The sequence below is a fragment of the Streptomyces sp. NPDC088915 genome (assembly GCF_044749825.1).
Taxonomy (GTDB): domain Bacteria; phylum Actinomycetota; class Actinomycetes; order Streptomycetales; family Streptomycetaceae; genus Streptomyces.
This window is the reverse complement of the sequence record NZ_JBIVIR010000007.1, coordinates 245,449-266,565: the sequence shown is the minus strand read 5'-3', so window position 1 is coordinate 266,565 and position 21,117 is coordinate 245,449. Positions and strand designations below refer to the sequence as shown.

19 protein-coding genes are annotated in these 21,117 nt (G+C 74.2%); 7 read left to right on the top strand and 12 right to left on the bottom strand.

The features are described 5' to 3' along the window. Window positions 1-8 precede the first annotated feature (8 nt). Both ACIP5O_RS15730 and ACIP5O_RS15725 read right to left on the bottom strand, forming a co-directional pair. Window positions 9-1,052 (bottom strand): alpha/beta fold hydrolase, encoded by a 1,044-nt coding sequence (locus ACIP5O_RS15730; protein ID WP_401293325.1) that lies wholly within the window; start codon window positions 1,050-1,052, stop codon window positions 9-11. Window positions 1,053-1,809: 757 nt separating this feature from the next. Continuing rightward, window positions 1,810-2,499 carry a metal-dependent transcriptional regulator gene (locus tag ACIP5O_RS15725; RefSeq protein ID WP_030208665.1) on the bottom strand — a complete coding sequence of 230 codons (690 nt, stop codon included), beginning with the start codon at window positions 2,497-2,499 and terminating at the stop codon, window positions 1,810-1,812. Window positions 2,500-2,649: 150 nt separating this feature from the next. Here ACIP5O_RS15725 and ACIP5O_RS15720 point away from each other — a divergent pair, with 150 nt between their 5' ends. Beyond that, window positions 2,650-3,405, top strand: a complete 756-nt coding sequence (locus ACIP5O_RS15720) for an SIS domain-containing protein (RefSeq protein ID WP_125666281.1) — start codon at window positions 2,650-2,652, stop codon at window positions 3,403-3,405. A gap of 55 nt (window positions 3,406-3,460) precedes the next feature. Here the strand turns inward: ACIP5O_RS15720 and ACIP5O_RS15715 are convergent, their stop codons facing one another. Then, the gene (locus tag ACIP5O_RS15715) at window positions 3,461-4,360 is read right to left on the bottom strand and encodes an NAD(P)-dependent oxidoreductase (protein ID WP_401293321.1); all 900 of its coding nucleotides are present in this window, start codon (window positions 4,358-4,360) and stop codon (window positions 3,461-3,463) included. A 99-nt stretch (window positions 4,361-4,459) separates the two neighbouring features. Here ACIP5O_RS15715 and ACIP5O_RS15710 point away from each other — a divergent pair, with 99 nt between their 5' ends. Continuing rightward, window positions 4,460-4,810: a winged helix-turn-helix transcriptional regulator gene (locus tag ACIP5O_RS15710; RefSeq protein ID WP_401293318.1), complete on the top strand. Its 351-nt coding sequence runs from the start codon at window positions 4,460-4,462 to the stop codon at window positions 4,808-4,810. A 108-nt stretch (window positions 4,811-4,918) separates the two neighbouring features. Here ACIP5O_RS15710 and ACIP5O_RS15705 read toward each other — a convergent pair whose 3' ends face one another. Then, complete coding sequence (locus ACIP5O_RS15705) at window positions 4,919-5,659, bottom strand: helix-turn-helix domain-containing protein (RefSeq protein ID WP_401293316.1); 741 nt, start codon at window positions 5,657-5,659, stop codon at window positions 4,919-4,921. Window positions 5,660-5,900: 241 nt separating this feature from the next. On the opposite strand from ACIP5O_RS15705, the gene ACIP5O_RS15700 reads away from it, so the two are divergent. Genes ACIP5O_RS15700 through ACIP5O_RS15690 form a run of 3 tightly spaced genes read left to right on the top strand, consistent with a single transcriptional unit; the run spans window position 5,901 to window position 8,382 of the window. Beyond that, complete coding sequence (locus tag ACIP5O_RS15700; RefSeq protein WP_401293313.1) at window positions 5,901-6,563, top strand: DUF4097 family beta strand repeat-containing protein; 663 nt, start codon at window positions 5,901-5,903, stop codon at window positions 6,561-6,563. 50 nt (window positions 6,564-6,613) lie between these two features. After that, complete coding sequence (locus tag ACIP5O_RS15695) at window positions 6,614-7,597, top strand: ATP-binding cassette domain-containing protein (RefSeq protein WP_401293310.1); 984 nt, start codon at window positions 6,614-6,616, stop codon at window positions 7,595-7,597. Further along, window positions 7,594-8,382, top strand: a complete 789-nt coding sequence (locus ACIP5O_RS15690) for an ABC transporter permease (protein ID WP_401293306.1) — start codon at window positions 7,594-7,596, stop codon at window positions 8,380-8,382. The genes ACIP5O_RS15695 and ACIP5O_RS15690 overlap by 4 nt, the downstream gene beginning before the upstream one ends. Before the next feature lie 48 nt (window positions 8,383-8,430). Here ACIP5O_RS15690 and ACIP5O_RS15685 read toward each other — a convergent pair whose 3' ends face one another. Together ACIP5O_RS15685 and pdxH are read right to left on the bottom strand one after the other, a co-directional pair. Further along, the gene (locus ACIP5O_RS15685; protein WP_401293303.1) at window positions 8,431-9,786 is read right to left on the bottom strand and encodes a PAS domain-containing protein; all 1,356 of its coding nucleotides are present in this window, start codon (window positions 9,784-9,786) and stop codon (window positions 8,431-8,433) included. Between the two features lie 414 nt (window positions 9,787-10,200). After that, window positions 10,201-10,827 carry a pyridoxamine 5'-phosphate oxidase gene (pdxH, locus tag ACIP5O_RS15680; protein ID WP_356543433.1) on the bottom strand — a complete coding sequence of 209 codons (627 nt, stop codon included), beginning with the start codon at window positions 10,825-10,827 and terminating at the stop codon, window positions 10,201-10,203. A 286-nt stretch (window positions 10,828-11,113) separates the two neighbouring features. On the opposite strand from pdxH, the gene ACIP5O_RS15675 reads away from it, so the two are divergent. Next, window positions 11,114-12,214, top strand: a complete 1,101-nt coding sequence (locus ACIP5O_RS15675) for a citrate synthase 2 (RefSeq protein ID WP_053644959.1) — start codon at window positions 11,114-11,116, stop codon at window positions 12,212-12,214. Here ACIP5O_RS15675 and ACIP5O_RS15670 read toward each other — a convergent pair. The 6 genes from ACIP5O_RS15670 to ACIP5O_RS15645 form a co-directional block, all read right to left on the bottom strand. Beyond that, window positions 12,193-13,236: an isopenicillin N synthase family dioxygenase gene (locus ACIP5O_RS15670; protein WP_401293300.1), complete on the bottom strand. Its 1,044-nt coding sequence runs from the start codon at window positions 13,234-13,236 to the stop codon at window positions 12,193-12,195. The two genes, ACIP5O_RS15675 and ACIP5O_RS15670, sit on opposite strands and share 22 nt — an antisense overlap. Window positions 13,237-13,650: 414 nt before the next feature. Then, a complete protein-coding gene (locus ACIP5O_RS15665; protein ID WP_401293297.1) occupies window positions 13,651-14,229 on the bottom strand; it encodes a TetR/AcrR family transcriptional regulator in 579 nt (192 codons plus the stop codon). Further along, entirely contained in the window at window positions 14,217-14,942 is a 726-nt protein-coding gene (locus tag ACIP5O_RS15660; RefSeq protein ID WP_356543271.1) for an enoyl-CoA hydratase family protein, read from the bottom strand. The genes ACIP5O_RS15665 and ACIP5O_RS15660 overlap by 13 nt, the downstream gene beginning before the upstream one ends. Then, on the bottom strand, window positions 14,939-16,525 hold the full coding sequence (locus ACIP5O_RS15655; protein WP_401293294.1) for a 4-coumarate--CoA ligase family protein: 1,587 nt from the start codon (window positions 16,523-16,525) through the stop codon (window positions 14,939-14,941). The genes ACIP5O_RS15660 and ACIP5O_RS15655 overlap by 4 nt, the downstream gene beginning before the upstream one ends. A gap of 122 nt (window positions 16,526-16,647) precedes the next feature. Beyond that, window positions 16,648-18,939, bottom strand: a complete 2,292-nt coding sequence (locus ACIP5O_RS15650; protein WP_401293292.1) for an ATP-binding protein — start codon at window positions 18,937-18,939, stop codon at window positions 16,648-16,650. A gap of 329 nt (window positions 18,940-19,268) precedes the next feature. After that, a complete protein-coding gene (locus ACIP5O_RS15645) occupies window positions 19,269-19,982 on the bottom strand; it encodes an alpha/beta fold hydrolase (protein WP_401293290.1) in 714 nt (237 codons plus the stop codon). 244 nt (window positions 19,983-20,226) lie between these two features. Between ACIP5O_RS15645 and ACIP5O_RS15640 the strand changes: the two genes are divergently transcribed. Continuing rightward, a complete protein-coding gene (locus ACIP5O_RS15640; protein WP_401293287.1) occupies window positions 20,227-21,114 on the top strand; it encodes an alpha/beta hydrolase family protein in 888 nt (295 codons plus the stop codon). The last annotated feature ends 3 nt before the right edge of the window (window positions 21,115-21,117 follow it).

Here is a 21,117-nt window from a genome sequence, read left to right as displayed (position 1 = left end):
GTCCGGCTCTACGGGGTGAGGACCCCGTTCAGGAAGGGCTCCACGGCCTCGCGCCACGCGTCCGGGTGCTCGTAGTGGAGGAGATGGCCGGCGTCGGGGATCTCCGCGTACTCCCCGTGGGGGAGGACCCGGACCATCTCCTGGGCCTCGGCGCGGCCCAGTTCGCCGTCCAGGCCCCGGACGACGAGGGTCGGGCAGCGGACCTGGGCCAGCGAGTCCCAGTGGGCGTCGTGGACCCAGGTCTCGCGGGAGGTCAGCATCTGCTCCGGGTCGAACACCGGGCGCCAGCCGTCGGCGTGCTCGGTCATCACCTCGGCGAAGAAGGCGCCCCGGGCCGGATTCGGGGTCTCCACCCAGGGGTCCTCGTCGCCGAACCAGCGGTGGACCGCCTCCAGGGACGGGAAGGGCGCCGGCCAGCACCGGAACCAGTCCTGCCAGGCGCGCTGCGAGGCCGCGCCGAGCGCGGAGGCGCGCATGTCGCAGATGACGAGGGCGCGGACGAGGTCCGGGCGCTCGGCGGCGAGCTGCCAGGCCGTCAGGGCGCCCATGGAGTGGCCGATCAGGGTCACGGGGCCGAGGCCGAGCTGCTCGACGACGGCGGCGGCGTCCGCCACGTACGCCTCGCGCGTGAACGGTCCGGCGGCGGGCTTCCCGCTGCTCCCGTGGCCGCGCTGGTCGAGGGCGACGAGCCGGTGCCCGCCGGTGAGGCGGCTCGCGGCGCGGGCCCAGTGGCCGGCGTGGCCCATCAGTCCGTGGAGGAGTAACACGCCGGGGGCGGGGGCCCGGTGGGCGTCCGGAGCGGGCGCCTCCGGGGCGGGACGGCCACCCGGACGCGGAACCGCGCCCCGACCGGGACCGGGCTGCGGGACGATGCCCGCGACGCCGGGGGCGGGGGTGGCGGGGGCGCCTTGCGCGGGGGCGCCTTGGACAGGGGCGCCGCCCCGGCCCGTGGCGCCGCTGCCCGTGATGCCGTCGCCCGTGGGTCCGGGCGTGTGGTCCCAGGCCGTCAGCCGGACGCCGTCGGCCCCGGTGACGTCGAGTCGTCGCGCCATGTCTCCGGCACCCCCTCTTTTCCGTCGAACCTCGCCAGAGTATCGAACTCGCATTCGAAAATGCTCTCCTGCCACACAACACCCCTCGTTCGAGTGACAGCCCTCAAGGATTGACGGGCGCTGCCGAGGGGAGATCTTGAGCGGGAGGCGGACCGCTCGGGGAAAAACGGTCCGAGGGGAATGACCTTGAGAGCTCGGGGCTCCAGGTCATGACCGGGGAGGACAGACCCCGGCGCCCACGGGCGTCGGGGTCCTCTGTCGTCGGTGGCGTCGTCCGTCGCCCTCATGGCCCCCACCCCTCCGCACCCGGCTCCTACCAGCGTGGCACGCCGAAGGGGCGGGCGTGGCCATTCCGACGTAAACCGGGGCGGTGTCACCGCCGCGCGGGCGGCTCGGGTCCGCCTCCGGCCACCAGGCCCACCCCAGGCGCTCGGGCCCACCCCGACCGCCCGGGTCCGCCCCCGGTCGCCCGGGTCCACTCCGGGCCGCTCGGGGCATCTCCGTACGGCCGCGCGCACGCGCGAAGGCCCCGCGCACGCGAAAGGGCCGCCTCGGCCGCCCGGGCTCGCCCCGGTCGCCCGGGCCCACCTCCGGCGCTCGGACCCGCCCCCGACCGCCCCCGGCCGCCCGGGTCCGCCCCGGCATCTCCGTACAGCAGCGCACGCGAAACCGCCGCGCACGCGAAAGGGCCGCCCCGGACCCTTCGGTCCGGGGCGGCCCCGCGCGTCACTCCACCGCCCTCCGGTGGAGCCCCGGCTCAGCGCTTCGCGACGAAGACGTGCGCCGCGACCTCCGGGTCCAGCTCGGCGGCCTCGCCGCTGCTGCCCACCAGGACGCCGCCCGCCGACTCCGAGACGGACACCACGGAGCCGGGCTGCACGCCCGCGCGCCGCAGGGTGTACATCAACTGGGCGTCCGTCTGGATCGGCTCGCCGATCCGGCGCACGACCACGGTCTTGCCGCCGCTCGCGTCCAGGTCCGCCAGGGAGACCATCGAGTCGTCGAGGAAGGCCTCGGCCTCCGCCTTCTCGCCCAGCTCCTCCAGACCCGGGATCGGGTTCCCGTACGGCGACTCCGTCGGGTGGCGCAGCAGCTCCAGGACCCGCCGCTCCACGGCCTCGCTCATCACGTGCTCCCAGCGGCAGGCCTCGGCGTGCACCTGCTCCCACTCCAGGCCGATCACGTCGACGAGCAGACACTCCGCGAGACGGTGCTTGCGCATCACGCGGGTGGCGAGGCGGCGGCCCTCGTCGGTGAGCTCCAGGTGGCGGTCGCTCGCCACGGCCACCAGGCCGTCGCGCTCCATCCGGGCCACCGTCTGGCTCACCGTGGGACCGCTCTGGTCGAGCCGCTCGGCGATCCGGGCGCGCATGGGGACCACGCCTTCCTCCTCGAGCTCGAGGATGGTGCGGAGATACATCTCCGTGGTGTCGATCAGTCCGGACATACGTGCCCCTCGATGAGTCGTGCGCTGGCCCTGCACCAATTCTGACGCATCGGACCGACAACCGGGCCTCACCCGGGTGCGGCGGTATTGACAGAGCAATGGTCCAGACCGCACCGTGAGCGGCGACCACGACGAGAAGGAGTCGCCGCGATGGGCGAGAGCAAGCTGGCCGGACAGTTCTTCGACGCCGCGATCGGCCTGCTCCAGGAGGTGCGCGACGGGGACTCCGCCGAGATCGCGGCCGCCGGCGAGGCGATCGCCGAGGCGGTCGCGAACGGCAACCGGCTCTTCGCCTTCGGCGCGGGCCACTCCTCCCTCGCCGCGCAGGACGTCGTCTACCGGGCCGGCGGCCTGGCCCTCATGAACCTGCTCGCCGTCCCCGGCGTCGTCGGCGTCGACGTCATGCCGGCCACGCTCGGCTCCGCCCTGGAGCGGGTCGACGGCCTCGCGGGCGCGGTCCTCGACTCCTCCCCCGCCAAGGCCGGGGACGTCCTCATCATCATCTCCCTCTCCGGGCGCAACGCCCTGCCCGTCGAGATGGCCATGAACGCCCGCGCGCTCGGCCTCACCGTCATCGGGGTCACCTCGGTGGCGTACGCGACGGAGACGAAGTCCCGGCACGTCTCGGGGACGTACCTCAAGGACCACTGCGACGTCGTCCTCGACTCCCGGATCGCCGTCGGGGACGCGGAGCTGACGCACGAGGGCATCGAGGCCCCCTTCGCGCCCGCGTCCACCGTCGTCACCAGCGCCCTCATGCAGGCCACGCTCGCCGCCGCCGCCGAGGAGCTCGTCCGGCGCGGCATCGAGCCGCCGCTGCTGCGCTCGGGGAACGTGGACGGCGGGCACGAGTGGAACGGGCGCGTGATGACGGAGTACGGGGACCGGATCTTCTACCGGCGGTGACCGGGGTGACCGGTGCGGGGCGGCAACCCGGTGTCCCCGCCCCCGGCCGCCCCCCTCAGCGCAGGTCCAGCAGCTCCGTCACGCGGGTGAAGCCGTCGGCGCCGTGGCCCCGGTCCAAGGCGCGGCGGGTCAGGGCCGCGGCGGCGCGCATGACGCTCGCGTCGAGGCCGTGGTCCTCGGCGGCGTGCACGACGTGCTCCATGGTCGAAAGACCCGAGGTGAGCGGGTTGATCGTGCCCGGGTACGTACGCTCGTCCACGTCCCCCGCCCACTCCTCGAACAGCGGCGGCTGGATCGTCGCGATGCCCGCCGCGAACGGCGCGAACTCCCGGGCCGTGATCCCCTCCGCCCGGGCGAGCGCGAGGGCGTGGACGTACCCCGTCATCGACGTCCAGAAGAGGTCGAGCAGCGCGACGTCGTACGCGGCGGCCCGGCCGATGTCCTCGCCCAGGTGCGTGTGGGAGCCGCCCAGTGCGTCGAGCACCGGCCGGTGTTCGACGTAGAGCGGCTCGGGACCGGCGTACAGGAAGACGCCCTCGGGCGATCCGATGGTCGGGGCCGGGGTCATGACGGCGCCGTCCAGGTAGCCGACGCCGTGCTCCGCCGCCCAGCGGCCGGTGTCGCGCGACCGCCCCGGGACGTCGGCGCTCAGGTTCGCCACCGTCCGCCCCTTGAGCGCGTCCGTGACGGCCGGCCGGCGCAGTACGGAGTCGGTGGCGTCGTAGTTGACCAGGCAGATCACCGTCAGGGGGCTCGCGGCGACCGCCTCCTCGGCGCTCGCGGCCACGAGCGCACCCCGCGCGGCGAGGTCCCCCTCCCGGCCCGGGGTCCTGTTCCACACGGTGGTCCGCACCCCGGCGTCCAGGAACGCGCCGGCCAGCGCGCGGCCCATCGGACCGAGGCCGAGGACCGTGACGGCGGGGCGGGAGGGGTGCTGCTCGGGGGAAGAAGGCATGGGTGTGTTTCCTTTGTCATCGATGTCATCAACGTCATCGGGTGCGTGCGCGTCCCATCGGGCGCGTACGCGGGTGACCGAGCGAGGAGAGGGGTGCGCATGGCGAGCCGCCGGACCCAGGACACGGACGTCTGCGGCGTCACGGCCGCGATCTCCGTGATCGACGGCAAGTGGAAGACGTCGCTGCTGTGGCTGCTGGAGTCCGGGCCGCACCGGCCCGGCGAACTGCGCCGCAAGCTCCCCGGGCTCAGCGAGAAGGTGCTGTCCCAGGCGCTGCGGGAGATGGCGGAGGACGGTCTCGTGCACCGCGAGGCGCACGACGTCCTGCCGCCGAAGACGGTCTACTCGCTGACGGACTTCGGACGCGAACTGTCCGGACTGCTCGGCCCCTTGTCGGACTGGGGCCACCGGCGCCTGGACCGGCTCACGGAAGCGCGGACCGCTTCCTGAGGCCCCGCTCCCTCCTTCCTCGTCCGGGCCCGCCACCAGGTTCTCCCGGGCGGCGGGCACCGACAAGTACCCACAAAAAAGTGGGTGCACGGGGAGGGTGACACCTCGTCAGGCGTCGGCCTCCTCGTCCCGGTCCGGCTTCGTGGAGAGGACCTCGCGGGCCTGCTCGGCGGCGCGGGCGAGGCTCTCGGCGACGAAGTCGAGGAAGCGGGCGACGTTCTCCAGGCGGGCGCCGGCCGGGGTGCCGGGGCCGAGGACGCCGACGCCCTGCCGGGCGAGTTCGCCCTGGTCGACGAGGGACCGGACGCTGGCGGCCATCGACTGGTACCAGACGTCGGCGTCGACGACGTACCGCTCGCGGCGGCGTTCGTCGCGCTCCCTGCGGATGAGGGTCTGACTCTCCAGGAACGCGATCGACTTGGAGACGGTCGCCGGGCTGACCTGGAGGTGCCGGGCGAGTTCGGACGCCGTCAGGCTGCCGGCGTCGGTCAGGAGCAGCGCGACCATCACCCGGGACATCATCTTGGGCAGGCCCGACTGCATCATGACGGTGGTGAACAGCTCCTCGTACGCCCGCACGGCCTCGGGGTCGCGCCCGTGCGGCTGGGGGGCCGGCTCGGCGGCGCCCCGGGGCGGCGCGGCGGGCTTGCGCCGGTGGGCGCGCTGCTCCGTTGCGCGGTGGGCGAGGTCCGCGCGGTACCCGGCGGGGCCGCCGTTGCGCATCACCTCGCGCGTGACCGTCGAGGTCGGGCGGTCCAGGCCCCTGGCGATCTCCGCGTAGGCGAGGCCTTCGGCCAGCCCCAGCGCGATCCGCTGACGGTCCTGCTGAGTGAGCCTGCCTCCCGGCATCACGGCCTCCTTCGTTCCCTGAGGCCCCCAGCATAGCGTTCAGCTTCATCTCATTGCAATGCACGCGCCGTCTGACGTTGCGTTAAATACATCTCCAGTGCAACGATTTAGCTGATCTGAGCTGCGGTGATGCACTTTCTACGCAACTAACTTGTTGCCAGGTTCTCGAACGCAACGTAGCTTTTCCTACATCGGAAACGACGGAAGCGCCGGAGACGGCGCGGACCGAGGAGCACCCACCATGCAGACCTTCGCCACCCCCGCCCCGATCACCACCGTCCTCGACGTCCCCGCCGGACGGATCCAGGTCATCGCCGCCGACCGCGACGACACCGTGGTCGAGGTCCTCCCCGCGAACCCCGCCAAGAGCCGCGACGCGAAGGCCGCCGAGCAGACGGCGGTCGCGTGCGCCGACGGCGTCCTGCGGATCGAAGTCCCCGCCAAGAAGGGGAACTTCGGCCCCTCCGGATCCGTCGAGGTGACGGTCCGGGTGCCCACCGGCTCCCGCGTCGAGGCGAGGGCGGCCGCCACCGAGTTCCGGGCCGTGGGCCGCCTCGGCGACGTCTCCTTCGACGGCGCGTACCGGCGGATCAAGATCGACGAGGCCGCGACCGTCCACCTCACCGCCACCGACGGCGACGTCGAGGTCGGCCGGCTGAACGGCCCCGCCGAGATCACCACCGCGCGGGGCTCGATCCGGATCGCCGAGGCCGTACGGGGCGAGGTCGTCCTCCGCACCCAGGACGGCGACATCGCGGTCGGCGCCGCCGCCGGGGTCTCCGCCTCCCTGGACGCGGGCACCACCCTCGGCCGCGTCGGCAACGAGCTGAAGAACGACGGCACCACCGTGCTCGCCATCCGGGCGACCACCACCCGGGGCGACATCACCGCCCGCAGCCTCTGAGCCCCCTGCTCCACCGTCCTCTCCCGCGTCCCTCCCGAAGGAGCATCACCATGACCGACCTGGCCATCGCGGCGAACGGGCTGCGCAAGTCCTACGGGGACAAGGTCGTGCTCGACGGCGTCGACCTCGCCGTCCCCGAAGGAACGGTCTTCTCCCTGCTCGGCCCGAACGGCGCCGGCAAGACCACCGCCGTCAAGATCCTCTCCACCCTCGTCACCGCCGACGCCGGTGACCTGCGGGTCGGCGGCCACGACCTGGCCGCCGATCCGCAGGCGGTACGGGCCGCGATCGGCGTCACCGGACAGTTCTCCGCCGTCGACGGCCTGATCACCGGCGAGGAGAACATGCTCCTGATGGCCGACCTGCACCACCTCTCCAAGCAGGAGGGACGCCGGGTCGCCGCCGGACTCCTGGAGCGCTTCGACCTCGTCGAGGCGGCGAAGAAGCCCGCCGCCGGGTACTCCGGCGGCATGAAGCGCCGCCTGGACATCGCCATGACCCTGGTCGGCGCCCCGCGGATCATCTTCCTCGACGAGCCCACCACCGGCCTCGACCCCCGCTCCCGGCACACCATGTGGCAGATCGTCCGCGAACTGGTCGCCGGCGGCACCACCGTCTTCCTCACCACCCAGTACCTGGAGGAGGCCGACCAGCTTGCCGACCGCATCGCCGTCCTGCACGACGGGAGGATCGCCGCCGAGGGCACCGCCGAGGAGCTCAAGCGGCTGATTCCCGGAGGACACGTGCGGCTGCGCTTCTCCGACCCGGTCGCCTACCGCGCCGCCGCCGCGGAGCTGCGCGGAGCCACCACGGACGACGAGGGGCTCACGCTCCAGATCCCCAGCGACGGCACCCAGCGCGCCCTGCGCACCGTCCTGGACCGGCTGGACACGGCCGGCATCGAGGCCGACGAACTGACCGTGCACACCCCCGACCTCGACGACGTCTTCTTCGCCCTCACCGGCACCGCCGACGTCCCCGCCCAGAACGCCCACGACAGCCGGCCCACCCAGACCGAGGAGACCGTCCGATGAGCACCTTCGCCCTCGCCGTGCGCGATTCGTCCACGATGCTGCGCCGCAACCTCCTGCACGTGCGCCGCTACCCCTCCCTCACCCTGAACCTGCTGCTCACGCCGGTGATGCTCCTGCTGCTGTTCGTCTACGTCTTCGGCGACGCGATGAGCGCGGGCCTGGCCGGCGGCGGGGGCCGCGACGCCTACATCGCCTACGTCGTCCCGGGCATCCTGCTCATGACCATCGGCTCCACCGTCGTCGGCGCCGCCGTGTCCGTGGCCATGGACAAGAACGAGGGGATCATCGCCCGCTTCCGCACCATGGCCGTCCACCGCGGCTCCGTCCTCGTCGGGCACGTGGTCGGCAGCGTGATGCAGTCGCTCGCCAGCGTCCTCCTCGTCGGCGCCGTGGGCCTCGCCATCGGCTTCCGCTCCACCGACGCCACCGTCCTGGAGTGGCTGGCCGCCCTCGGCCTGATCGGGCTCTTCGCCCTCGCGCTCACCTGGATCGCGGTCGGGATGGGCATGGCCAGCCCCAACGCCGAGGGCGCCAGCAACAGCGCCACGCCCCTGATCCTGCTGCCCCTGATCTCCAGCGCCTTCGTGCCGCTGGACTCGATGCCCGGCTGGTTCCGGCCCGTCGCGGAGTACCAGCCCTTCACGCCGGCCATCGAGACCCTGCGCGGCCTGCTGCTCGGCACCGAGATCGGCCACAACGGCTGGCTCGCCGTCGCCTGGTCCCTGGCCCTCACCGTGCTCGGCTACCGCTGGTCGACGGCCGCGTTCCGGCGCGACCCGGAGTAGGACGTGACCCGTACGCACGCGAACCCCCCACGAAGAACGGGCCCCCGGTCAGTACGCCGCCGGGGGCCCGTCCCCGTCTCCGCGCCCGTCCCCCAGCGCCAGGAACGCCGCCGCCCCCGTCGCCACCGACTCCGCGAAGACCACGTCCTCGCGCTCGAAGGCCGGGCGGCAGGCGGCCCGCAGGAAGGTGAGGACGCCGAGCGTCCGGCCCCGGGAGCGCAGCACCACGCACAGGGAGTGGGCCGCGTCGCCGGGCCACTGGTGGGCCTCCGCCCACACCTCGGCGGTACGGCCCGCGCTCGCCCGGACCGCGCCCACCCGGTCCCAGGCCTGGAGCGCCGGGTGCCTCGGCCCGTACCGCAGCGGGATGCCGCCGCCCACGGACGGGGAGGACGGGCCGGGGACGGACGCCGGAACGGCCAGGGCGCGCGTCAGGCGCCGGTCGCCCGCTACCCGGTCCACCAGGGCGTGGTCCGCGAACCCGGCCAGGGCGAACTCCAGGAGGACCGTCGCCGCCTCCGCCGGGTCCTCGCACTCGGCCGCCGCCGCGCCCGCCCGGTGCAGCTGGCTCCACCGGAACCGCAGCCGGTCCGCCTCCCGCGCCGCGAGCCGCTCCTCGGTCACGTCCTGGAAGAGCCAGGCGACCCCCAGCGGGACCGCCGCCTCCGTCATGGGGGAGGCGAGCCGCAGGAAACCGCTGCGCCAGCACCGGCGCCGCTCCCCCGAGGGCGTCCGCAGCGTCACCCACACCTCGGCGGGGGCGGGCGGGGTGCCCTCCGCCAGGACGTGCTGGAAGGCGGCCTCCAGCTCCTCGACGCCGTGCACGACGACGTCGCCGAGGGGGCGCCCGAGCAGGGTGGTGCGCCCGGCGCCGAAGGACCGGGCCGCGTGGGCGTTGACCATGGCGGGGCGCAGGTCGGCGTCGACCAGGACGACGCCCCAGGAGGCGTCGTCGAACAGGGCCTCGCTGAGGGCGACCGACCGCTCCAGGTCGAGCTGGACGTGGACCTCGCTGAACGCGCAGTACACCCCGGCGGGCGCGCCGTCCGCGCCGCGCACCCCGGCCGCCTGGCTGCGCACGAGCACCCGCCCGCCGTCCTTGCGGAGGAGCACGAACTCGTGGACCTGCCGGCCGGGCCCCTTCATGGCCCCCATCAGGCGCCCCAGGGTCTCCTCGGCGTCCGCGCTCCGCGCCGCCCACCCCTCGAACCCGCGCCGCCCGACGGCCTCCCCGGCGGACCAGCCGAGGATCCGCTCGGCCTCCCGGTTCCAGTGCGTGACCGTCCCGTCGGCGTCGAAGGCACAGAGCGCCGCGTCCATCCCGTCGAGCAGCGCGGCCAGCAGATCGGCCCCCGCCCCGGGAACGGAAGCGGTCTCACTCGTGGACTCCGCGAAAGCACTCACCCGACACCCCCCATGCTGTGGACCATTCAACTGGAACGTGACGCAGGGCACACCACCTTCGCCCACATTGTTTCCTGCCGGAAACGAACGGGACCGGGAGTTCGAGCCCCTTCGACGGCGCGAATAAATCCCTTGAAGGGGATCGGGACGGTGCCTAGTGTGGGGGTACACGCGAAAGGAGGTGATCCGAAAAAATGGTTTCTTTTCGGACTCGTGAGGTGACTGCGGGCTAAGGCCTGCCGTCGCACTCTGTGCACCTCGGCAGGCCAGTCTGCCGAAGACCAACGCAGTCACCCGACCCGTGAGCCGCCGGTAAGTCCGGCCGGCTCCCGTCCGACCCAGGCGCCTGGGCGGACGGGACCAAGGCTCACGGGTCGTCTGCGTGTACGGGCCCCCGGGGGGTTTCCGGGGGCTTTACGGGGCCAGGCGCTCCACGCGCCAGGAGTCGTCCTCGCGGACGTAGCGCAGGCGGTCGTGGAGGCGGTTCTCGTGGCCCTGCCAGAACTCGACCGCGTCCGGGACGACGCGGAAGCCGCCCCAGTGCGGGGGGACCGGGACCTGGGCGTCCTCGGGGTAGCGGGCGGCCAGCTCGTCGTAGCGGGCGAGGAGGTCCTCGCGGGAGGCGATCACCGAGGACTGGGGGCTGGCCCAGGCGCCGAGCCGGGAGCCGTGCGGGCGGGTGCGGAAGTACGCGACCGTCTCCTCGCGCCCGACGCGGACGGCCCGGCCCGTGACGACGACCTGGCGGGCCGCCGGGTGCCAGGGGAAGAGCAGCGAGGCGTACGGGTTGGCCGCCAGCTCCCGACCCTTGCGGGAGTCGTAGTTGGTGAAGAAGACGAAGCCGGCCTCGTCGTAGTGCTTGAGCAGGACCGTCCGGGAGGACGGGCGGCCGTCGGGGGTCGCGGTGGAGACGACCATCGCGTTCGGCTCGTGGACCGCCGGGTCCTCCGCCGCCTCCTTGAACCAGCGCGCGAACTGCGCGACCGGTTCGGGCGCGAGGTCGGCCGGGGACAGCTCCGTGGTGCGGTACTGCTCGCGCATCTCGGCGGGGTCCGGGACCCCGCCGGCCGCCGGACGGGTCGCCGGACAGTGCGCGGGATCGTCGCTCGCTGCATCGTTCACGGGATCGGTCACGGGCCCATTCTGCGACAGCGGGCCAGTCTGCCCGGCACCGGAGCCGCCCAACCCTCTCCCCCGGATCGACGGAGTGTGCCGGATGTCACGCTTCCCCGCATCATCGGAACCGTACAGACTCTTCGGCTGGATGACTGTTGATTCCCGCCATCGACCAACTCGGTTGATCGATCATCGATAGAGGAGCCGCCTGATGTCCGACTTCGTACCCGGACTTGAGGGAGTCGTCGCGTTCGAGACGGAGATCGCCGAACCCGACAAGGAGGGCGGCGCCCTCCGCTACCGCGGCGTCGACATCGAGGACCTCGTCGGCCACGTCTCGTTCGGCAACGTCTGGGGCCTGCTGGTCGACGGCGCCTTCAACCCCGGCCTGCCCGCCGCCGAGCCGTTCCCGATCCCGGTCCACTCCGGTGACATCCGCGTCGACGTGCAGTCCGCGCTCGCCATGCTCGCGCCCGTCTGGGGCCTCAAACCGCTCCTGGACATCTCGCCCGAGCAGGCCCGCGACGACCTCGCCCGCGCCGCCGTCATGGCCCTCTCGTACGTCGCGCAGTCCGCGCGCGGCCAGGGCCTGCCGATGGTCCCGCAGGGCGAGATCGACAAGGCCCAGTCCATCGTCGAGCGGTTCATGATCCGCTGGCGCGGCGAGCCCGACCCGAAGCACGTCAAGGCCGTCGACGCGTACTGGACCTCGGCCGCCGAGCACGGCATGAACGCCTCCACGTTCACCGCCCGCGTCATCGCCTCCACCGGCGCCGACGTGGCCGCCGCCCTCTCCGGCGCCGTCGGCGCCATGTCCGGCCCGCTGCACGGCGGCGCGCCCTCCCGCGTCCTCGGCATGATCGAGGAGATCGAGCGGACCGGCGACGCCACCGCGTACGTGAAGCAGGCCCTCGACAAGGGTGAGCGGCTCATGGGCTTCGGCCACCGCGTCTACCGCGCCGAGGACCCCCGTGCGCGCGTGCTCCGCCGTACGGCCAAGGAGCTGGCCGCGCCGCGCTTCGAGGTCGCGGAGGCCCTGGAGAAGGCCGCCCTGGAGGAGCTGCACAACCGGCGCCCCGACCGCGTCCTGGCGACGAACGTGGAGTTCTGGGCGGCCATCGTCCTCGACTTCGCCGAGGTCCCGGCGCACATGTTCACCTCGATGTTCTCCTGCGCCCGCACGGCCGGCTGGTCGGCGCACATCCTGGAGCAGAAGCGCACCGGCCGCCTGGTCCGCCCCTCGGCCCGCTACACGGGCCCCGGTCGCCGGGACCCGCGCGACATCGAGGGTTACGCCGACATCGCCGGCTGACCCTCGGGGTGCGGCAGGAGCTCCGCGTGGTGGCGGGCCGCCACCGACGGGTGGGCGCGGAGCTTCCCCTTCAGGGCGTTGCGCCCGTACTCGGCGAACAGCGGGTTCGCCGGGTCCGTGGTGACGCCCGGGGCCGTGGAGGCGTGCGGGAAGTCCAGCGGGGCGATCCGGGCGTCGAGCCGCGGGTTGTAGAAGAACGGGACGGAGAACCGTTCCGTCGCGCCGGGCGGGGAGACCACCCGGTGGTTGGTGGCGATCAGGTAGCCGTCGGTGGCCACTTCGAGCAGCTCGCCCAGGTTGACGACGAACGCGCCCGGCAGCGGCGGCACGTCGTGGAAGTTCCCGTCCTCCCTCTGGACCTGGAGCCCGCCCACCTGGTCCTGGAGCAGCAGGGTGAGGAAGCCGTAGTCCTTGTGGGCGCCCACGCCCTGGTCGTCGCCCTCGCCGCTGCTGCCCGGGTAGCGGACCAGCTTGAGCTGCGGGTGGGCGTGCGGGCCGAAGATGTCGTCGTAGAAGTCCTCGGGCGCGCCGATCGAGGCCAGCAGCTCGTGCAGGAGGCGCGCGGCGACGCCGCTGAGGCGGTCGATCCAGTGCAGGGCGGCGGCGCGCAGCTCGGGGAGGGCCTCGGGCCACTGGTTGGGGCCTTCGAGCCACCAGTACGGGGCCTCCCAGGGCGCGGGGGCGTGCGCGGGGCGCTCGGCGCCGATGTCCAGCTGGTCGCGCCAGTCCCGGGCTCCCCGGGTGCGCTCGTCGCCGATGCGGGTGTAGCCGCGGAAGTGCGGCGAGTTGACGTTGTCGAGGGCGAGCCGGTCGGCCTCGGGCAGCGCGAAGAAGGCGCGCATGGCGGAGGTGAGGGCCCGCGTCTCGGTCTCGGTCACCCCGTGCCCGACGAGCTGGAAGAAGCCCACGTCGTGGGCGGCCGAGTGGAGCTGGGCGTGGAGCAGCCTCCGGGCCTGCGGGCCGCGGTCGGCGGCGGAGAGGTCCACGATGGGGAGCTGCGAGGAGTACGAGCTGCTGGTCATGAGGTGTCCGCGGGGTCTACGGGTGCCCGGGGCGTCCGCCGGGGGTGGGGCGGGGGCCGCGGGTGCCGGTCTGCTGGGGCTCGGTGACGGACCCGGAGGGGTGGGTGGAGTGGTACCCCGGAAGGTCTGGGAGGCCGGGCGGGTCCGGAGGACCCGGGAGGCCCGGGGGCCCACCGGGAGGCGGAAGGCCGGTGCCCGGGCGGCCGTGGGGGTCAGACGGAGCGTCGACAGCTCATGCTCGTGACGCGGACGAAGTCCACGTGGCGACGGCGTACGAGCGGGGGCATGCGAACAGGGTACTGCGAGGGGGCCGGGAGGGATGTGGCGCGGGTCACGGAACGGGACGGTCCTCCCGTTGCGGACCGGGGGCTCTTCCCGGTCGGGGCGTACTCCCGCTCCGGCCCCGGACAGGCCCTACGCCAGCGCCTCGTTCACCAGCCGTGCCCACTGGGACACCACCCGTTCGCGGCGGGCGCGGTCGTCGGTGAGGAGGGTGGCGAGGCCGAGGCCGCGGGCCATGTCGAGGAGGCCCTGGACGGTCTCGCGGACGCCGGGGCGGGACTCGTCGGCGCCGAGGACCTCGACGGCGATGCGGTGGGACTCGCGGCCGACGCGGGCCTCCAGCTCGGTGACGCGGGCGCGGAGCTGGTCCTCGCCGGTGGCGGCGACCCAGAGGTGGAGGGCGGCCCGGAAGAGGGGGCCGGTGTAGAGGTCGACGAGGGCGGCGACGGCCGCCGCGCGGTCGTCGGAGGGCAGGGCCCGCAGCGCCTGGGAGCGCTCCTCGGCGACGTACTCGACGGCGGCCGTGAAGAGGTCCTCGCGGGTGGGGAAGTGGTGCTGGGCGGCGCCCCGGGAGACGCCGGCCCGTTCCGCCACCGCGGAGACCGTCGAGCCCGCCCAGCCGTGTTCGGCCAGGCAGGACACGGCGGCCTCCAGGAGCCGCTGCCGGGTGGCGCGGCTCCGGTCCTGCTTGGGTGCGGTCACAGCCGCCATGCGGGGTCCCGTCGTTCGAGGAAGGCCGTCATCCCTTCGCGCGCCTCGGCGGAGGCGAAGAGCGTGGCCGACCTCTGCACCAGGTCCTCCGCGTCGCGTTCGAAGGTCTCCAGGACTTTAGCGGTGACCAGCCGTTTCGATTCCCGCAGGCCCTGCGGGGACGCGGCGCGCAGGGCGTCGAGGATGCCGTCGAGGGCGTCGTCCCCGGCCGTGACCAGGCCCATGGCGAGGGCCTCCGGGACGCCGAAGCGCTCGCCCGTCAGGTAGTAGCGGGCCGCCGCGCGCGGTTCGAGGCGCGGCAGGAGGGTGAGGGAGATGACGGAGGGCGCGACCCCGATCCGCACCTCCGTGAGGGCGAAGTCCGCCCCCTCCCCCGCCACCACCAGGTCGCACGCGCCGAGCAGGCCGAGGCCGCCCGCGCGCGCGTGGCCGGTGACCCGGGCGACGACGGGCTTCGGCAGCTCGACGATCTGCCGGAGCAGGGCCACGAAGGCGTACGGGCTGGGGGGCGCCTTCAGGTCGGCGCCCGCGCTGAAGGTGGTGCCGGCGTGGTCGAGGAGCACGGCCCGTACGCCCGGGTCCTTGCCGCACGCGGTGAGCGCGTCGGCGAGTTCGGTGACGAGGGGGGCGGAGAGGGCGTTGCGGGTGGCGGGGGAGTTCAGCGTGAGGGTGGTGACGCCCCGTTCCTCGGACGTGGTGACGAGTGCGGTCATGAGCGCTGCCTCAGTTCCCTTCGGAGGATCTTCCCGGACGCGGCCCGGGGGACGGTGTCGACGAACTCCACGGCGCGGACCTTCTTGTACGGGGAGACGCGCGCGGCGACGTGCGCGACGACCTCCTCGGCGGTGAGGCCGGGCGCGGAGGGCTGGCGGACGACGAAGGCCTTGGGGATCTCGGTGCCGTCGTCGTCGGTGACGCCGATGACGGCGGCGTCGGCGATGCCCTCGTGGGTGAGGAGCAGCGCCTCCAGTTCGGCGGGGGCGACCTGGTAGCCCTTGTACTTGATGAGTTCCTTGACGCGGTCGACGACGAAGAGCCAGCCGTCCTCGTCGACGCGTCCGACGTCGCCGGTGTGGACCCATCCTTCGGCGTCGATCATGGCGGCGGTGGCGTCGGGGCGGCCGAGGTAGCCCTTCATGACCTGGGGGCCCCGGATGGCGATCTCGCCCTCCTCGCCGGGGGCGGCGTCCTTCGCGGGGTCGTCGAGGGAGAGGATCCGCATCTCGGTGGAGGGCAGGAGCCGGCCGACGGTGCCGGGCGGGGGCGTCTCGGCGTCGAGGGGGACGACGTGGGTGCCCGGGGACAGCTCGGTCATGCCGTACGCCTGCCGGACCGGCGGGAGCCCGAGCCGCTTCGAACAGGCCTCGGCGAGGGCGGCGTCGAGCGGGGCGGCGGCGCTGACGACGTACTCCAGGGAGGACAGGTCGTAGTGGGCGACGGCCGGGTGCTTGGCGAGGGCGAGGACGATCGGCGGGGCCACGTACAGGCCGTTGACGCGGTGCTCCTGGATGGCGCGCAGGAAGGCGTCGAGCTCGAAGCGGGGCTGGACGACGACGGTGGCGCCCTGGCGCAGGGGCGCGTTCATGAGGGCGGTGAGCCCGTAGATGTGGAAGAACGGGAGCACGGCGAGGATGCGGTCGCCCGGCCCCATGGGGATGAACGGCTCCAGTTGGGCCAGGTTGGTCGCGATCGAGGTGTGCGTCAGCATCACCCCCTTGGGTACCCCGGTCGTGCCGGACGAATACGGGAGGGCGGCGACGTCCTCGTCGGGGTCGACCTCGATGTCGGGGACGGGTCCGGTGGAGCCGAGGAAGGCCTGGAGCGAGCGGACCGCCTCGCCCGCCGGGGGCTGGTCGCAGAGGAGGATCTCCTGGATCCCGCCCGCGAGTTCGGCGGCGGCGCGGGCGGTGGGGAGCAGGGGCGAGACGGTGACGATCCAGCGGGTGGAGGAGTCGCGGAGCTGCTTGGCGAACTCCTCGGGGGTGGCGAGCGGGTGGACGGTGGTGACGGCGGCTCCGGCGCGGGTGGCGGCGTAGAAGGCGACGGGGAAGAGCACGGTGTTGGGGCTGTGCAGGGCGAGCACGTCCCCCTTGCGGACCCCGGCCTCGGCGAGCCCGGCGGCGACGAGCCGGTGGAAGGCGTCGACCTGGGCGTACGTGAGGGTGAGCGCCCCCTCCGCGCCGGAGCCGTCGACGAGGGCCGGGGTGTCGCCGTACTCGGCGGCGCGGCCGAGGACCGCGTCGTGGATGGGGAGGGAGACGGTCGTCACGTCCTCGTACGCGCTGTGGAACACCATGGTTGACCTCCTGGAGAGGTGGAAGGTGAGCGCCGGGATCGCCGCTGCCGCTGCGGCTTGGGGAGACCTTGGCAGCAGCCCGTAGAACAATCAAGCGTGCATGCATGATTCGGGGCGGGGCGTCAGGTCCCCGGTTCCCCCGGGCCCGGTGCCGGGGTGCGGGCGAGCCGGTCGCGGGCGTACGCGACGCGTTCGGGGTCGGCGTCGGGGCCGAGGGAGAGGCAGTCGCGGAGGACGTCCCGCGCCTCCGCCGCGCGGCCGGCCCCGTGCAGGGCATCGGCCAGGAAGGTGAGGCGGCGGCTCAGCAGGGCGGTGTTGCCGCTGGCACGGGAGAGGTCGACCGCGATCCGGTGGTGACGGATCGCCTCCCGCCACTGCTCCCGGCCGCTGTGGCACCGCCCCAGACCGTTGTGCAGGCCGTGGCGCGCGAAGGCGGCTATGTGCGGTTCGATCCGGCCGTCGTGCTCGTCCAGCCACGCCAGCGTCTCGTGGTAGGCGACGATCGCCTCGTCCGTCCGGCCGGCGCTCCTCAGGTTGCTGGCGCGGCCGTGCAGGGCCTGGAGCAGGCCGTGCACGTCTCCGACGGACTCGAAGATCTCGACGGCCCGGCCGGTCGGCTCGTGGATCCGGTCGATCTCGCCGAGGTAGTAGAAGGCCATCGCCCGGTACTGGTGGGCCCAGGCCTGCTGGGCCGGGGCGTCGGCGCGCAGCGCGGCGGCGAGGGCCTCGTCGCAGAGGGCGAGCGTGTCGCGCGGCCGACCCTCGCACATCATGACCGCCCAGGCCCGGTAGTTGAGCTGGGTGGCCTCCACCAGCGGGTCGCCCAGGAGCCGGGCGGAGTTCGCCGCGGTGCTGAAGACCTCGGGCCAGTGGCCCCAGAAGATCCACTGGTCGGAGAACCAGTGGAGCGCCTCGGCCACCTCGACCACCACGGCGTGGTCACCGGCCGTCGCGGCGGCGCGGAAGGCGGCCAGCCAGTTGTCGCCCTCGGTCTGGAGCCACTCGCGCGCCTTCTCCGCGTCGGAGAGGTCCACCGCGCCCCGCCAGTCGGGGGACGGGCCGCCGTGGTCGGGCTCGTACCAGCGGCCCGCGACCACCGCCGTCTCCAGGAGCCACCGGTAGAGGGCGTTCCGCGCCGCGTCGACGTCCTCGGCGCCCTCCTCCTCGGCCAGGCGGGCGCGGGCGTACAGGCGCAGCAGGTCGTGCAGCCGGTAGCGGTCCCCCACGGCGCCGAGGAGCCCGGCCTCGACCAGTTCCTCCAGGGCGTCCTCGGCGTCGAACAGCCCCTGCCCGGTGGTGCGGGCGGCGCCCGCCACCCCGGTGTCCGCGCCGGGGACCAGGGCCAGCCGGCGGAACATGCGGGCGGTGGCGGGCGTGAGCCGACGGTACGAGAGGTCGAAGGCGGCGGCCACGCGGACGTCGCCGGCCGCGAGCGCGTCCAGTCGGCGTTCCTCCCGGGCGAGCCGGTCGGCGAGGCGGCGCGTCGACCAGCCGGTGCGGGCGGCCATCCAGTTGCCGGCCACGCGCAGGGCCAGGGGGAGGTGGCCGCAGAGCGCGGCCACGTCCGCCAGGGCCCCGGGGTCGGCCGCCGCGCGCTCGGCGCCCACCAGACCGGCCAGGAACGCGGTCGAGTCGCGGCCGTCGAGTTCGCCGATCCGCAGCCGGTGCACGTTGTCGAGGCCGGTGAGCATGCGGCGACTGGTGACCAGCGCCGTCGTCGTACCGCTTCCGGGCAGCAGCGGGCGCACCTGGGCCTCGTCGCGGGCGTTGTCGAGGACGAGCAGGCACCTGCGGTCGGCGAGGACCTGCCGGTAGAGCGCGGGGTGGCCCTGCGGGCCGGCCCGGACGAGGTCGCGGTCGGGCACCCCCAGGGTCTTGAGGACGCCGAGCATCGACTCGGCGGCGGTGGGCGGCCGTTCGTCGACCCCGCGCAGGTCGACCACCAACGGGCCGTCGGGGAAGCGGTCGTGGAACCGGCGGGCGGCGTGCAGGGCGAGGGTGGTCTTGCCCGCTCCGGGCGGACCGCTCAGGACCGCCACGACCGGCACGCCCTCGCGGGCGTCGTCCGGCTCGGTCAGCCGGGCCAGGCGGGCGAGTTCCTCCTCCCGGCCCACGAAGTCGTCCGCACCGCGGGGCAGGGACCGCACCCCGGCGGCGCTGTAGGTCCGGGGGCCGCTCCGGGTTCCGGCCGCGTCGATCAGTTCCCGCCGGTCCTCGCCGGAGAGCCCCAGACCGTCCGCGAGTGCCGCCACCGTCCGCCGGTGGGGCGCCGCACGCCGGCCCCGCTCCAGGTCGCCGATGCCGCGCACGCTCACCCCCGACGCCTCGGCCAGGCCCTCCAGCGTCAGCGAACGCGCCTGGCGCAGTGTGCGCAGCAGGGCCCCGAAGGTCGCGCGCTCCCCCTCGGCCTCCACGGTGCTCCCCCCGACCGCCGCCCGTCTCCGGTGTGATCATCGGAAGTCTACTGAGCGAAGCGCGGCTTCCGTGAGGGTCATTCAGTTGGTGGCGGGAGGGGCGTGACGCGGGCGGGGACAAGGGTGGGGGGCGGGAGCGAGGGTGGGGGCGGGGCGGGGGTGGCCACAGACGGGGGGGCCGGGCGGGGCGGGGCGGGGGCGGGGGTGGCCACAGACGGGGGGCCGGGCGGGACGGCTCGTGAACCGGACCGGCCTACAGGTCGGCTCGCGGGACGGCTCGTGGCCCCACCCGACCCGTAGGACGGCTCACGGCCCGCCCGGCCCGCGGATCAGCTCGTGGCCCGGACCGCCCGGAGGATCAGCTCGGCGACCGCCCCGGGCCGGGAGACGGCGACGGCGTGCGAGGCGCCCTCGGCCTCCACCACCGTCGCTCCGGCGCGCTCGGCGCCGAAGCGCTGCACCTCCGGGTTGATCGCCCGGTCCGCGCCCGCCACCAGCGCCCAGGCCGGCGTGGTGTGCCACGCGGCGACCTCCGCCGCCTCGGCGAAGGCCGCCGCGGTCAGCGGGCGCTGGGCCACCGCGAGGACCTTCGTGACCTCCGCGGGGACATCGGCGGCGAAGACCTCCGGGAACGCCTCCTCGGCGATGGTGACCTCGGCGGCCGTGCCGCCGTCCGGGGTCGGGTACGTCCACTGCTTCAGGTTGGCGACCAGCGGGGAGTCGGCGAAGCGGCCCTGGAGTTCGCCCAGGCTCTCGCCCTTCTCCAGCACGTAGGCGGCCACGTAGACCAGGCCGACGACGTTCTCGGCCGCCCCCGCGACGGTGATCAGGGCGCCGCCGTAGGAGTGGCCGACGAGAACGACGGGACCGTCGATCTGGGAGACCACCGAGGAGACGTGGGCGGCGTCGGCGGCGAGACCGCGCAGCTCGTTGGGCGGGGCGATCACCGGAACGCCCTCCGCCTGGAGCGCGGCGATCACGCCGGACCAACTGGCGGCGTCGGCGAAGGCGCCGTGGACGAGGACGACGGTGGGAATGGTCATGACGGAGGTCCTCCTGCGGGACGTGGGGTGTCGGTGCGGAGCCCGTGGGCGCCGTGGAACGCGGCCGCCGTTCCGGAAGGCCGCCGCCGTCACGCTAGGAGGACCCGGACGGGGACATCTGCCCCTCAGTGCACCGGCGTTGGCCCGTCGGTGCACAACCGGCGCCCCCGCGCCCTCCCGCCGCTCCCGGTTCGTCGCCGCCGCCGGCGGCCGGGCGGGGCCGTGGCCTCTCTACGATGCCGCCATGGCGACCCCCCGGCGGCAATGTCCCCTGATACGCGTCCTGTACGACGAGTCCCGGCGGGACCTGCGGGATCCGGGGCGGCCGCGGCCCGTGCGGGTCTACCTGTGGGAGCCGGATCGGCCGGGAGCCGCCTCCGCGCCGCCGGACGGTCCCGTCCCGCTGGTCGTCGTGTCGCACGGGACCGGGGGTTCCGGGGGTGACATGGAGTGGCTGGCGGGGCCGTTGCGCGGGGCGGGGTTCCGGGTCGTGGCGCTCGACCACCACGGCAACAGCCACGTCGACGGGTACGAGCCGGAGGGCTTCCTGCACGTGTGGGAGCGGCCCCGGGACGTGAGCTTCGTGCTCGACGCGCTCGCCCGCGAACGGCCCCTGGGGCCGGTGGGCGCGGCGGGCTTCTCCCTCGGCGGCTACACGGCGGCGGCCCTCGCCGGGGTCCGGGTCGACCCGGGGATCCTGTGGGCGGTGCTGACGGGTGGGGTTCCGCTGCCGGAGATCCCCGAGTTCCCCGGCGTGCTGGAGGCGCTGCGGGTGAAGCACCCGCCGGACGAGGCCTCGCGGCGGGCGCTGGACGCCGCCGGGGCGGACCTCTCCGACCCCCGCGTGCGGGCGGTCTTCCAGGTGGCCCCCGGGGTCGGCGGGCTCGTGACCCCGGAGAGCCTGGCGGCCGTGCGGGTGCCCGTGGACATCCGCTGGGGCGGGGCGGACACCGTCACCCCGTACGAGGCCGACACCCGGCCGTACCTGGAACACATCCCCACGGCGAGCGGGCGCTCGGCCGGTCCCGACGTCCGCCACGACGACTTCTTCGCCCCGGAGCCCGCCGACCCGGACGTCCGCTTCCGGGTCGGCGGGGAGGCCGCCGCGTTCTTCCGGCGGCACCTCACCTGAATC